This is a genomic window from Winogradskyella sp. 266wxhm (assembly GCF_058964685.1).
The window spans coordinates 511,758-525,911 of the sequence record NZ_CM179559.1; the positions used below are offsets into that span (position 1 = coordinate 511,758).

General features: G+C 32.8%; 11 protein-coding genes. 5 read left to right on the forward strand and 6 right to left on the reverse strand.

Going from position 1 to position 14,154, the window contains the following annotated elements; all coding sequences use genetic code 11:
- The first annotated feature begins 8 nt into the window (after window positions 1–8).
- Window positions 9–1,094 (forward strand): HmuY family protein, encoded by a 1,086-nt coding sequence (locus tag AC2H4K_RS02415; RefSeq protein WP_281141095.1) that lies wholly within the window; start codon window positions 9–11, stop codon window positions 1,092–1,094.
- A 4-nt stretch (window positions 1,095–1,098) separates the two neighbouring features.
- Here AC2H4K_RS02415 and AC2H4K_RS02420 read toward each other — a convergent pair whose 3' ends face one another.
- Both AC2H4K_RS02420 and AC2H4K_RS02425 read right to left on the reverse strand, forming a co-directional pair.
- A complete protein-coding gene (locus AC2H4K_RS02420) occupies window positions 1,099–1,962 on the reverse strand; it encodes a hydroxymethylglutaryl-CoA lyase (RefSeq protein ID WP_281141250.1) in 864 nt (287 codons plus the stop codon).
- A gap of 37 nt (window positions 1,963–1,999) precedes the next feature.
- Window positions 2,000–2,617, reverse strand: a complete 618-nt coding sequence (locus AC2H4K_RS02425; RefSeq protein ID WP_281141249.1) for a LysE family translocator — start codon at window positions 2,615–2,617, stop codon at window positions 2,000–2,002.
- Window positions 2,618–2,774: 157 nt separating this feature from the next.
- Between AC2H4K_RS02425 and AC2H4K_RS02430 the strand changes: the two genes are divergently transcribed.
- On the forward strand, window positions 2,775–4,508 hold the full coding sequence (locus tag AC2H4K_RS02430; RefSeq protein ID WP_281141094.1) for a zinc-dependent metalloprotease: 1,734 nt from the start codon (window positions 2,775–2,777) through the stop codon (window positions 4,506–4,508).
- A gap of 24 nt (window positions 4,509–4,532) precedes the next feature.
- On the opposite strand, the gene AC2H4K_RS02435 is transcribed toward AC2H4K_RS02430, so the two are convergent.
- Window positions 4,533–5,549, reverse strand: coding sequence for a quinone-dependent dihydroorotate dehydrogenase (locus AC2H4K_RS02435; protein WP_281141093.1), 1,017 nt, complete (start codon window positions 5,547–5,549; stop codon window positions 4,533–4,535).
- A 145-nt stretch (window positions 5,550–5,694) separates the two neighbouring features.
- Between AC2H4K_RS02435 and AC2H4K_RS02440 the strand changes: the two genes are divergently transcribed.
- From AC2H4K_RS02440 to AC2H4K_RS02450, 3 genes are all read left to right on the forward strand, one after another.
- Window positions 5,695–6,525 carry a universal stress protein gene (locus AC2H4K_RS02440; protein ID WP_281141092.1) on the forward strand — a complete coding sequence of 277 codons (831 nt, stop codon included), beginning with the start codon at window positions 5,695–5,697 and terminating at the stop codon, window positions 6,523–6,525.
- Between the two features lie 20 nt (window positions 6,526–6,545).
- Window positions 6,546–7,772: a peptidase T gene (gene pepT / locus AC2H4K_RS02445; protein WP_281141091.1), complete on the forward strand. Its 1,227-nt coding sequence runs from the start codon at window positions 6,546–6,548 to the stop codon at window positions 7,770–7,772.
- Between the two features lie 69 nt (window positions 7,773–7,841).
- Complete coding sequence (locus tag AC2H4K_RS02450; RefSeq protein ID WP_281141090.1) at window positions 7,842–8,384, forward strand: GNAT family N-acetyltransferase; 543 nt, start codon at window positions 7,842–7,844, stop codon at window positions 8,382–8,384.
- A gap of 56 nt (window positions 8,385–8,440) precedes the next feature.
- Here AC2H4K_RS02450 and AC2H4K_RS02455 read toward each other — a convergent pair whose 3' ends face one another.
- From AC2H4K_RS02455 to AC2H4K_RS02465, 3 genes are all read right to left on the reverse strand, one after another.
- Complete coding sequence (locus AC2H4K_RS02455; RefSeq protein ID WP_281141089.1) at window positions 8,441–10,819, reverse strand: TonB-dependent receptor; 2,379 nt, start codon at window positions 10,817–10,819, stop codon at window positions 8,441–8,443.
- A 227-nt stretch (window positions 10,820–11,046) separates the two neighbouring features.
- Window positions 11,047–11,772, reverse strand: coding sequence for an energy transducer TonB (locus tag AC2H4K_RS02460; protein ID WP_281141088.1), 726 nt, complete (start codon window positions 11,770–11,772; stop codon window positions 11,047–11,049).
- A gap of 88 nt (window positions 11,773–11,860) precedes the next feature.
- A complete protein-coding gene (locus AC2H4K_RS02465) occupies window positions 11,861–14,044 on the reverse strand; it encodes a TonB-dependent receptor (protein ID WP_281141087.1) in 2,184 nt (727 codons plus the stop codon).
- Between the last annotated feature and the right edge of the window lie 110 nt (window positions 14,045–14,154).

Consider the following 14,154-nt stretch of genomic DNA (forward strand, 5'->3'; position numbering starts at 1 on the left):
CAATAATCATGACAAACAAATTTTTAACAACATTTCTATTTATAGCTACAATCTTTGTTACGAGTTGTAGTGATGACGATACAGCTCAAGGACCAATAGATGTTGTAATTGAAGGAGCAACTGTAGAACCAGAAGTTGGTGGTTCTAACGAACCAAATCAAGTCTATGTTGATCTAAGTACGAACACTACCAGCGTTGCTCAGCGCGACTCTTGGGACCTAGGCTTTTACTCTGGTTCAGATTTTAGAGTAGTTATTAATGGTTCAATTTATATGGCAACTGCTGAATTAAGTACTAATGATATTACAGCTATAAATTCATCTTCTACAGAAGTACAAGATTTACAACCTCAAGTTGCTGTTGGGACTTTTGACGCTAGCAATATGGCATATATCGATGCTCCATTTGGTCAAATTACTGAAACTGCAATCGATGCTATTTCTTCAATTAATGAAGACAATAATGTTTATCTAGTTAACTTAGGGTTTGAAGTCGCTACTGAACCAGCTTCTACAGGAAGTGTAGCTGTTACAGGAGATGCAAGAGGTTGGAAGAAAATCCGAATCTTAAGAGGTGCTGACAACTATATTTTACAGTATGCTGATTTGGATGATACAACATATGAAGAAGTAGCAATTTCTAAAGACTCTAACTATAACTTTACATTTTTCAGCTTTAATACTGAAACAGAAGTAAATGTTGAACCTCAAAAATCACAATGGGATTTAAACTTCACAGTATTTACTAACGAAATAGAAGGTTATGGATCTTATGGTTATTCTGACTTTGTGGTAACCAATACAAAAGGAGGTGCAATTTCATACATGATTGATGTTGAAACAACAGACTATACTTATGAAAATTTCACTTTAGCTGATGTTGCAACGATAGCTTTTGACAACGATCAACGAAACATTGGTAGTACTTGGAGAAATGGTGGTGGACCAGGAAGTTTACCTTCTTTAAGAGATAATGTATTTTACATAGTTAATGACACTAATGGAAATTACTATAAACTTAAGTTTTTAGCAATGTTCAACGCTGATGGAGAACGAGGACATCCCCAATTTGAATATAGCTTATTAGAAGAATAAACTACTAATGATATACTGAAAATATTTTAGTAGCTTCATTATAAGCACTCTCAAAGCTCATGGCATTTAAGTCATGAGCTTTTTTTTGCGTGAAGTAGGACAACATTTTTTCTGTTGGCATATTACCTGTAAGCTCATCTTTTGCCATTGGGCAACCACCAAAACCTTGAATGGCTCCATCAAAACGTCTACAGCCAGCTTTATAAGCTGCATCAATCTTTTCGAACCACGTTGTAGGTATGGTATGCAAGTGTGCCCCAAATTCTATATTAGAATATTTGGGAATTAAATTAGAGAATAAGTATTCTATATTTTCAGGATTAGAACTACCTATAGTATCACTCAGTGACAAAATACGAACACCCATTTTTGACAAACGCTCGGTCCACTCTCCTACTATATCTACATTCCATGGATCACCATAAGGATTACCGAAACCCATAGAAATATAAACCACAACCTCCTTATTGGACTTGTCAGCAATTTCCAAAATCTCTTGAAGTGTCACCACAGATTGCGCAATAGTTTTATGCGTATTACGCATCTGGAAGTTTTCAGAAATAGAAAACGGAAACCCTAAATAATCTATTTCAGGATGTACAGAAGCATCATTTGCGCCTCTAGTATTTGCTATTATGGCTAATAATTTACTATTAGTTTTACTAAGATCTAGCTGTGCTAAAACTTCGGCCGTATCTACCATTTGAGGAATGGCTTTTGGAGATACAAAACTTCCAAAATCAATAGTATCAAAGCCAACTCTAAGTAAGGATTGTATGTACTGGACTTTCCTTTCTGTTGGAATAAAATCCTTTATGCCTTGCATGGCATCTCTTGGACATTCTATGATTTTTACAGCTTTATTCATTGCTTCAAATATAAGCTTTACAATAGCGATTTCAAACTTAGATAAGAATGAAAACTGCAATCCCAATAAACACTATTATTTGAAGCCACTTCAGAATCAAACCTGCATTTTTATGATTCAGCGTATAGGTTTTTATTTGTCCAGCTAATAAAGCTATGGCAGAAAATATTATGAAAGACACTAACATAAAAATACCACCTAAAACATAAAATTGAATTACGGTATTTAAATCATCGCTAAACAAAAACCCTGGAAAAAATGCCAAAAAGAAAATAGTAACTTTTGGGTTTAAAACATTCATAAAAAAACCTTGTGCAAAAAGACTTTTTAAACTTTTTTTGGGCGCAGTTTCCGTATCAAAATCTAATTGTGCATCAGACTTATAAACCTTGTAAGCGAGATATAATAAATACAAAGCACCTAGAACCTTTATTCCAAAGAATAAATCATCATTAGCCTTAATAATTGCAGAAATACCAAAAGCCAATAAAGTAGTATGTACTATACAACCTGTAATAAGACCGCAAACTGTTACCAAGCCATAAATTTTTCCATTAGTAATACTTTGTATCAAGACATAAATATTATCTGGTCCTGGTGAAATTGCCAGTGCTGATGTAGCTATTGCAAATGATATGAGTGTATCGTAGTTCAATTCGGATTTACTAACGGTTGATGACTTCAAAATTAATCATTAAAAATGATTAAACTACCAAGGAAAAATACTACTGTTACAGGTATTTAATCGATTAAAAATAGGTCATTTATATTAAATTTATATTTTAGCCTTCCGCTACGCTAAATAATCTATAATGAAACCTACAAATTCAATTACCCTAATCGTATTCTTTCTTTTAGCTATACTTAGCATAAATGCACAAAGTGAAGAATGTGGTTTTACATACACTTCTGCAAATCAAAAGTTTTTCAATCGAAATAAAGAGCTTATTAAGTCTTATGAAAATGACTTTCTGAACAATTCCTTAGCTTCAAGAAATTCTACTGTTTTAAGTGATGTTCCTATAAAAGCACATATTATTAATACAAGTTTTGGGACTGGTGGCTTAACGGAAACCGAATTGAACCAAGCCATAAGTATTATGAATTCTATTTATGTAGATGCTGGAATTCAATTTTTTCTATGTGATGGTATCAATTATATCAACGATGATAATTACTACGATTTTGAGACCGCAGATGAAAGTGCTTTAACTTCTGTAAATAATGTAAATGGTGTCATCAATATTTATTTTACAAACTCAGTGACTAGCTCTTCTTCTGGAAGTGGTTTATGTGGCTATGCTTATTTTCCTGGTGGACCTGAAACAATTTTAATGGCAAACAACTGTGCTACAAATGGCAGCACACTTTCTCATGAAATGGGTCATTTTTTTGCTTTATCTCATACTCATGGTAATAGTAATGTTTCGGGATCGACTGAAGAATTGGTAGACGGATCTAATTGTGAAAGCACTGGAGATTTTATTTGTGACACACCTGCTGATCCACAACTAGGCTATTCTAATGTCAACTTTAGTTGTCAGTATACAGGGAATGCTCAAGATGCTAATCTTGATTTTTACCAACCAGATCCTACAAATTTAATGTCTTACTCTCGTAAAGAATGTCGAACTTATTTTTCACCCCAACAATATGCCAGGATTTATGCCATCTATCAATTTTATAGAAGTGATTTAGCTTGCCCTAGTTTTAGTACAGATTTTATTGCCGATACAACAGAGGGTTGTAGCACTAATTTAACTGTAAACTTTACAGACAACAGTGTTGGTGCAACATCATGGAATTGGGATGTGGATGGAGATGATATTATTGATTATACCACTCAAAATCCAACGCACACCTATAATAGTAATGGTTTCTATGACGTAGTTTTAACTGTCTCTAATGGATCAGAAACTATAAGTAAGGTAAAAGAATCTTATATAGAAGTTGGTGCTGAAGGCATCAATACCAGCACAATTACGTTAAGTCTGACTTTGGACGATTGGCCAGACGAAACCTCTTGGCAATTTGTAGATGGAGATGAAAATGTATTGTATTCTGGTGGACCTTACATTAATGGGGTCGATGATTTTACTACAATTTCTGAAGTTTTCAATACCGCTGATAACCAATGCTATTCATTCATTATAACTGATAGTTATGGAGATGGCATATGCTGTTTTTCGGGTGATGGTTTTTATGAGCTTAGAGATGACAGCAATGAACTTTTAGCCACTGGCGGAAATTATGGTTATGGCAATACAGATAGTTTCTTTAATACTACCTTAAGTATTGATAAGTTCAACTCTCAAAACATAAAATTATATCCTAACCCTTCTTCTATTCAAATAACAATTGAAGCAGAAATACTTCCTGAAGCTTATAGTATATACAATACTTTGGGGCAAATTATAAAAGAACAGTCTATATCATCTCAAAAAGATTTGAGTGACATTAATATTGAGCCTTTAAAGAGTGGACTATACTTTATAAAATTAGAAAGCAATGGAGCTAGTAAAGTTTTATCTTTTGTAAAAAAGTAATAAGTGGATATAGTTTTAATTGACTTAACTTTTTATTAAAGCTTTATTGATATCTTTTACCAACTTAGGCCCTTCATAGATAAAACCCGTATACAGCTGGATTAAATCTGCACCTGCATCAATTTTTTCTAGAGCATCTTTTACAGAATGGATACCTCCTACTCCAATAATTGGAAAAGCTTTATTACTTTTTTCAGCCAAATATTTTATAACTTCTGTAGAGCGGCTGGTTAATGGTTTTCCACTTAAACCTCCTGTTTCAGTTTTATGGTCACTTTGCAAACCTTCGCGAGAAATCGTAGTGTTTGTAGCAATAACACCATCAATCTTTGTAGTTTTTACAATATCAATGATATCATCTAATTGCTCATTAGTAAGGTCTGGCGCAATTTTTAATAAAATAGGTTTAGACGTTGGCTTCTGAAAGTTTAGCACTTGTAAAGCTTTCAATAAATTCGTCAACGGTTCTTTATCTTGTAAAGCTCTAAGGTTTGGTGTATTTGGTGAACTTACGTTAACCACAAAATAATCTACATAATCAAACAAAGCATTGAAGCAAATCTTATAATCTTCAACAGCATTTTCATTTGGTGTCACTTTGTTTTTTCCAATATTACCACCAATTAAAACACCTTTATTCTTTTTCAAACGTTTTACAGCATCTTCAACTCCTCCATTATTAAATCCCATACGATTGATAATCGCCGAATCTGCTTTTAATCTAAACAAACGCTTTTTAGGATTACCATCTTGTGGTTTTGGGGTTAATGTTCCTATTTCCACAAAACCAAAACCAAAATTTGAAAGTTCATTATAAAGTTTAGCATCTTTATCAAAACCAGCAGCTAAGCCTACAGGGTTTTTAAATTTTAATCCAAATAATTCCTTTTCTAAATTTTTATGATCTATAACATATAGATTTTTAAACAGTTTTGGCATTCCAGGAACTTTAGAAATAGTTCTGATTAACGAAAATGTAAAATGATGTACTTTTTCAGGATCGAAACAGAAAAGAATTGGTCGGATAATAGCTTTGTACATGAGGAAATATTTGCTATGCAAAAATAAGAATCTAAAATCTTCTTTTCTATGGATTAACAGGAATAATTTTACAACAAACTGTCAATTATCATGATTTATTTCAGCATTTTTAAATAACTTTGAGCAACCATAAAACCATAACACCATGAAAAAAATTATAATTCCAGTAGACTTTTCGGAATATTCAGAATACGCTTTAAAAACAGGCGCGTCACTGGCTAAAAAACACAATTCAGAATTAATAGTAATGCACATGTTAGAGCTTTCAGAATCTATCATTACAACTTCTGATTCTCAAAAAAGCGAAGAAACTGCATTCATGTTAATGGTTGCCAATAAAAAGTTTGAAGAATTTTTAGATAAACCATATTTAGAAGGTCTTTCTGTAACTCCAATAATAAAGCATCATAAAGTATTAAAAGAAGTTTCTGAGGTTTCTAAAGATGTAAAAGCAGATTTAATTGTGATGGGTTCTCGTGGCCACAGCGATCATGATGGAGTTTTTACTGGCTCTAACACAGAAAAAGTAGTACGTTACAGTGATACACCTGTACTTGTTGTAAAATCTAATCCAGAAACTATCAGCTTTAAAAACATTGTTTTAGCTACCGATTTTTCTGAGAAAAGTGTAGCTACTGTAAAAAGTGCTCTTGAACTTTTAAATGAGTTAGGTGAAAAAGTAACATTACTTCATGTTAATTTACCTTCAATTAGCTTTTTAAGCACTGATGAAATAGATGAAAAAATTGCTAAGTTCCTTTCGTTAGCAAACATCAAAAAAGATGAAGTTAATATAGATTACATAGCAGACCACAACGTAGAAGATGGAGTTTTAAGCTATGCTAAAAGAACTAATGCAGATACACTTTCTATGATTACTCATGGAAGAACGGGCTTAAGTCATTTCTTTGGTGGAAGTATATCAGAAGATTTAGTAAACCATGCTAAACTTCCTGTAATCACTTTTAAATTGTAATTTGCAATAAAAGCAAAACTATGCAGCATATTATAGATCGTTTTATAAGCTATGTTACTGTAGATACTGAGTCTGACCCAAATTCTGAAAGCACTCCGAGTACCGAGAAGCAATGGGATTTGGCCAATAAATTGGTTAAAGAACTTAAAGCTATTGGTATGAGTGACGTGACTATTGATGATAACGCTTATATTATGGCAACTCTACCAAGTAATGTAGATCATAAAGTGCCAACTATTGGTTTTATTTCTCACTTTGACACTTCACCAGACTTTACAGGTGCTAATGTAAAACCACAAATTATAAAAGATTATGACGGTAAGGATATTGTCTTAAACGAAGACGAAAATATTATTCTTTCACCAGATTATTTTGAAGATTTGTTGCAATACAAAGGTCAAACTTTGATCACAACTGATGGCACAACACTTTTGGGAGCTGACGACAAAGCTGGTATCACCGAGATTGTTACAGCTATGGAGTATTTAATCAATCATCCTGAAATAAAACACGGAGATATTAAAGTTGGTTTTACTCCCGATGAAGAAATTGGAAGAGGTGCCCATAAGTTTGATGTTGAAAAATTTGGTGCCGATTGGGCATACACTATGGATGGTAGCCAAATTGGCGAATTAGAATACGAGAATTTCAATGCCGCTGGTGCTAAAATAGTAGCAAAAGGCAAAATAGTACATCCTGGTTATGCTAAAGGTAAAATGGTAAATTCCATGTATTATGCTTCGGAATTTATCAATACATTACCAAGATTAGAAACACCAGAACATACGGAAGGCTATGAAGGCTTTTTCCATTTATACAGTATTGATGGTAAGGTTGAAGAAACAACACTTCAATATATTATCAGAGATCATGATAAAGATAAATTTGAAGCCAGAAAGGCTTTGATGGAAAAGGTAGTTTTTGATTTGAATACCAAATTTGAAGCTGAAGTTTTTCAATTAGAAATCAAAGATCAGTACTTCAATATGAAAGAAAAGGTAGAACCTGTAATGCATATTGTAGATATTGCTGAAGAAGCCATGAAACAAGTTGGTATTACTCCAATTATAAAGCCTATTAGAGGTGGTACAGATGGTTCACAATTATCTTATATGGGTTTACCTTGTCCTAATATTTTTGCAGGTGGACATAACTTCCATGGACGTTATGAATATGTACCTGTAGAAAGTATGCAAAAGGCTGTAGAAGTGATTTGTAAAATTGCTGAGCTTACGACTTTAAAGTAATACGATCTTAAAATAGAAGATAAAAAACTTGTGTTGATTTTTTAACACAAGTTTTTTTTATTTTTAGCTATGGCTTTATTTCAACCAGAAATTATAGAAACTAAGCGTCTAATTTTAAGACCTGTAACGCTAAGCGACACTCAAGATTTCTTTGAATTGGATTCTAATCCAAAAGTGCATCTATACCTAGGAAATAACCCTGTAAAGCATATTAATGAATCTGTTTTGATGGTTCGTAATATTCTAGACCAATACAAATCTAATGGTATTGGTAGACTTGCCATCATCAAAAAAGATACTGATGAATTTATTGGATGGTCTGGACTAAAATACGAACAACAACTACGTGAAGACTTTAGTTACTATGATTTAGGATACAGATTGAAAGAGCAATTTTGGGGAAATGGTTATGCTTCGGAAGCTGCACTAGCATCTTTAGAGTATGGTTTTAAAAAACTAAAACTTAAAGAAATTTGTGCTGCTGCACTTGTGGAAAATTTAGCTTCAAATTTTATTCTTAATAAGATAGGCATGACTCCTTCTGGACAATTTACTTATAAAGATAGTTTGTGCAATTGGTATGTAATAAAAAAAGATGATTTTGATCAATAATAAAAAAGCCTCACAAACGTGAGGCTTTTCAACAATTACTCAAATTCAAATCAATTCTAAAACGAATAACTCAATACTGCCGCAAAATTTCTTGGGTCTGTTTGATTGATAAATCTTGTTCTATAAGCGTTATATCCTATTTCATCGAATACATTATTTAATAGTACTCTAAAATTCCAATGGTTATTAATTCTGTAAGCTACTTGTGCATTTACTTGTGTATAAGCATCTACATAAAATGGCTCTTGGTTTGGCACAATTCCCTCGTGCGTTACTGCACCGGCACTCCAGTCGTTAATTGGTCTTTCACCTGTATAATATACTCCTGCCCCTACTGATAAGCCTTCTAATTTTTGTTTGAAGTTGTAGTTAGCATAAGCGTTGAATGTATGCTTTGGTGTGTTTAAAGGTGCTGAACCGTACACAAAAGAGGTATGCTCTTTATATTGTGCATCAATGTAAGAATAACCGGTTATTACTTCTAAGTTTTCTAAAAGACGTCCACTCAACTCTACTTCCACACCTTTTCTTTCATCGTTACCTCCTTTTTGATAAAATCCAGTAGCGACCCAATTCTCATCATAAACCGGTAAGTTTATATCTCTGTTATTGATTTTGAAGAAGGTGAAGTTAAAACGTAATCTGTTATTTAACCAATTGGTTTTTATACCGGTTTCAAACTGGTCGTAACGTTCATTTCCTAATTCGTTACCATCTACATCTAAACGTGTTGCTGTTCTTGGGTATGAACTGTTAGTGTAAGACGCAAAAACATTAATGTTTTTAAATGGTGATACTATAATACCTGCTAAAGGATTTAATGCATCGCTTTCTGTAGTTTCTGTCGCTGTAATACTTTGTGTTTTACTGAAGCGAAGTCCTAAAAAGGTTTTGAAATACTTATTGAATGTTATAACATCTTGTGCCACAAAACCAATTGCTTTTGATTTTGCACCTGCTGTAGATGCATTTGAAAATGCTAAATCATCAGGCAAAGTATGAGTGTTGTTAGTAAAGACATCTATAGTATCTACTGCAGAAACACGTTGAGACCATGTACTATAATCTGTAGTTCTGTAATCAAATCCAACTTGGAATGTGTGAGAAATACTTCCTGTAGCAATGTCATCACCAATTAAATCGAATTGTATTACACTATTATCATCACTTCTCGTTGAAGCTGAATAACCTCTTATTCTTTGGTTGTAAATAGGCTCACCAAACTCATCTTCAACTACATTTCCTAAACTAGCACCTTTATCATCAAGATCTAGACTAGATTTGTAAAGCGCACCTCTTAAGCTCAGTTTCTCACTCAACTCACGATTAAATCTTACAGAATATGTTGTGTTTGAGGTTAACGACTTATCATTTGAGTAACCTAAAAATATATCATGTGGTAAATCGTAGATATTATTTTCATCGTTTTCGCCTAGATTTACTGTTCCTAAATCTGGTGTTCTACTATCTTCAAAATAATCCATTTCAAAAGTAATAGTAGTTTTATCATCTGGCTTCCATTCTAAAGACGGATTAATATAAAATCTATCTGAAGATACGCGACTTCTATAACTATCAGAACGCTCTATAGCTCCATTAAGTCTAAAAGCCACATTGTTGGTTTTTACTAAGGGACCATAAACATCAAAAGTTGTTCTTGCTTGTCCAAAACTTCCTGCGCGTAATGACACATTACCACCATAAACATAACGTGGAGTTTTGGTAACAATATTAATTACACCTCCTGGACTACCTAAATCTGTAGCGACACCTTGAGTAATAGCTGCAGAACCTTTAAGTACTTGAATATTATCTACACCTTGCATATCTGTTAACACACCAACACCTCTAAAGTCTGAATGAACTCTAACACCATTTTTTAGAATTGGAATACCTCTAAAACCACGAGAAGACATACTCTCTCTCCTATTACCATAGGTTGCAAATGTGTATACACCTGGAACATTTTTTGTAGCATCTGCAATAGTTAAATTACCTTGCTGCTCAATTAATTTATCTGAAATAATAGATATACTCTGAATTTGCTCATAAGGCGCCAGAGGTAATCTTGTTAAAGCTTCTATTTTATCTGGATGCTCAAAACGATTACCGAAAACCTCAACTTCATCTAAAGTTGTATCTTCTTCTAATTGAAATAATAGTGTCTTGGTTTCATTATCAAGTAAAGTGATTTCCTTAGATGAGGATTTATAACCTACATAAGACACTGTGATGGTATAATCGCCTGAAGCTAAATTAGACAATAAATATTCTCCTTTTTCATTAGCAGAAGTACCAATATTTGTTCCTTTTACAACTACAGAAGCATAAGGTATAACTTCTGAATTTTTACTTGTGACAGTTCCTGTAATCTTACTTTGGGCAAATGAAATTTGAATACATAACAAAAGCACCCAACTTAAACTCTTAAACATTTTATATTATTTAGATTTATTTTAAATAGCGGTGCAAATATATGTTCAAAACACAATCTTTCAAAGTTTATTTAGATTAATTATAAATAAAAAACTATAATTAAATGACTTTTAGAGAACTACTATCTAAATAATTTTAAATGCTAACTGTATAAAACAACAAAACCCCTTTTTCAAGGGGTTTTGTAATCAATCAAAATTTGTCTAAACCATAAATATATTAAGTTTTATTGTTGTCGTAATTTAAAGTTAATTGGTATACTATAAGGTACGCCTACATTTTTATTTCTTTGTTTACCTGGTTCCATTGTTGGCAATAATCCTATGATACGTTCTGCCTCAGTTTCTAATAATTTATCAGGCCCTCTACTTTTTATTTTTGTTACATGACCATTTTTATCTATTAAGAAGAAAACAAATACTCTACCTTGAATATTCAATTCAGATGCAGCTTCTGGATATCTGAAATGTTTTTGTAAATGTTCTTGCATTTTTTGTTGAAAACATGCTCTTAACTCTGCATTTGTTCCAGTACATCCAGGGAATTGAGGTACTTTTTCAATAACTGCAAATGGTACTTCTATATCTTCTTCTACTTCTTCAACTTCAACATCTTCAACACTTACTACGTGTTCCTCAATAACATCGTCTTGTCCGATTTCTGTACTCTCTACAACACTTTCTTCAACATCTTCTACATCCTCTACAACTGTGATTGCTTCTGTTACCACTTGTTTTGGAGGTGGTGGAGGTGGAATATTAATAGTTGTAATTGGTATATCTTCATCAAACTGTTCATCTAACATTAAGATATCTATCTTAGTCGCTTCTTTCTCGTAAGTCTTATGTTCAAGTCCTAAATATGTTAAGACTAACATTACGTTTAAGCCAACAGCAAAATATAGACTGCTGTTTCGACCTACATTGGCTTTTGGGTTTTTTTTGAGTTCCATGACGTTTAATTTTATAGTATAAAGATACCCATCATATACTTTTTAAATTATGACAAATATCATGTTACACAAAAACCTGTGTTAAAATTTAAAGTTTGTCTAATTGGTTGTCTTTTCCATCTTCGCTAATAGTCCAGAAAAAGCCAACAAAGAAAAACTGATCTTGAGCTGGTCGTAATGCTCTTCTATTAAACTGTCCATTAAAATCTGGTGTATCTGCATATTGATAACCATTAATATTTTTTAGACCTAAAACATTATTTACAGAGAAGTACAGTATCTTTTGAGGAGATAACAAATATGCCCAGTTAAAACTTAAGTTATTATAAGATTTCGTTTTTGCTCCTAAAAACTCATCAGTATTAGGATTAGTATATGGTCTTCCTGATGAGAAGGTATAACTAAAACCTATCTGGCTTTTCCAGTTTTCTATCCAATATTTAGTTACCAAAGAGAAGTTGTGATCTGTAGCATAATTTGGTTGCGCTGCTTCTTGAAAGTTTTTATAGTTACGTTCCGTATCTAAATAAGAATAACTTACCCAATAATCTACATGTTTTATACTTGTGTTATCTCTCCAAAATAAATCTATACCTTGAGCATAACCATCACCAGAGGAATTATAGTTACTATCAAAACTTTCCATAGCTGTATTAAACTTTACTAGATTATCGTAATCTTTTCTGTAAGCTTCAGCTCTAAAAATTTTACCATCGTTAACGTATTGGTAATTCAATATATAATGTGATGTTTTTTCAGCTTTTAAATCTTGATTGAACTTTAGAATAGCACTGTTTGGGTTCTGAAAAAAGTTTCCATAAGCCAATGAAAACTGTCCATTTTCGGAAGTTTTGTAAGCTATAGCTGCACGTGGTGCAACATCAACCGAACTAAATACCGAACTATAATCTGCTCTTAAACCTAATTTTAAGGCTAAATTCTTTGTGAATACTAAATCTGCTTCAGCAAAAGTTGCTGTGATATTATTATCATAACCATAGGTGACATCAAAGCTCTCATCACTATAGTTTTCTTTAAAATCTGTTATGAATTGTTCTGCTCCAAAACTTAACTTAAATCTACTATTGAAACGTTTTTTTAATTTCACCTTAGCATGAGCTGAATTTTCAGCATCCACAATATCGCTTCCTTGAACTCCCATATTCGTCTTAGCAAACGTATAACTTAAACCTGTTTGTAGGCTCCAGCTATTGCCTAGACTTCCTTTGTAAGACGTATTTAAATAGAAATTATTATTGTTGAGTTTAAAATCTAATCCGTCTTCAAGATTGATATCTTCTTGATTTAATTCAAATTTAGAGGTATCAAAAGCAGCGTAAAACTTCAGCATACCATTATCTAAACGTTGTCTGAATACCGTTTCCCCTTGTGCGCCTTGATAGGGAGTTTTCCAATCGTTTCTATCTTCAAAAACTCCCAAATATGGTGCTAGATTTACATAAGAGGCATTAAAGCTCAGTGAGGATTTCTCCCATTTTTGAGTATTTCCTAAAGAAGCACCAACCGTCATAATACCAATATCTGTTTTTTCTTGATCTGGCTCGTCAATTGTATTCAATAACAATACGCTAGACAATGCCTGACCATATTCCGAAGAATAACCACCTGTTGAAAATGTTATACCATCAAACAAAAAAGGTGAATAGCGTCCACGAGTTGGTGTATTATTTGCTGTTGGCGAATACGGAGTAAAAACTCTAATACCATCAATAAATATCTGAGTTTCATCGGCATTTCCTCCTCTCACAAAAAGTCTTCCATCTTCAGAGACTGTAGATGTGCCTGGTAAAGTTTGTAGAGCTCCAACAAAATCACCCAAAGCACTTGCCGTAGTTACAACATCTAAAGGCTTTAGAACAGAGACTTTACTATTGTCGCTAGCTTCAAAAGTTCCTGCACTAATGACTACAGCGTCTAAACTTTCAACATTTTCTCTTAGTTTTATTTGAAGGTTATTCATTTTTGAAACCTCATCAATAATAGACTTGGTTTCAAAAGATAAAAATGAAATGATTAAAGTTTGTGTGCCAATTTCATCAGTTGTAAATGTAAAATTGCCCTCATCATCTGAAGTGGCACCATCATAAGTACCATCTAAATAAATATTGGCTCCCATTATCGGTAGATTTTTGGTATCGGTGACTTTACCTGAAATTGTTGTTTGAGAATTACCGAAAGTGCTTATAAAAACAGTAAGGAATGTAAAAAGCGTTTTAAATAATAGGCTTTGTTGATGATTGATTGATTTCATTTTGGTTGATGATTAAAAGTTCGTTTTCTAATTGATGACACAAACTTCTAGGAATCTTAAGTGCTATGAAATTCTATTTTACTGAATTGTAATTTTTGAATGATGAATTG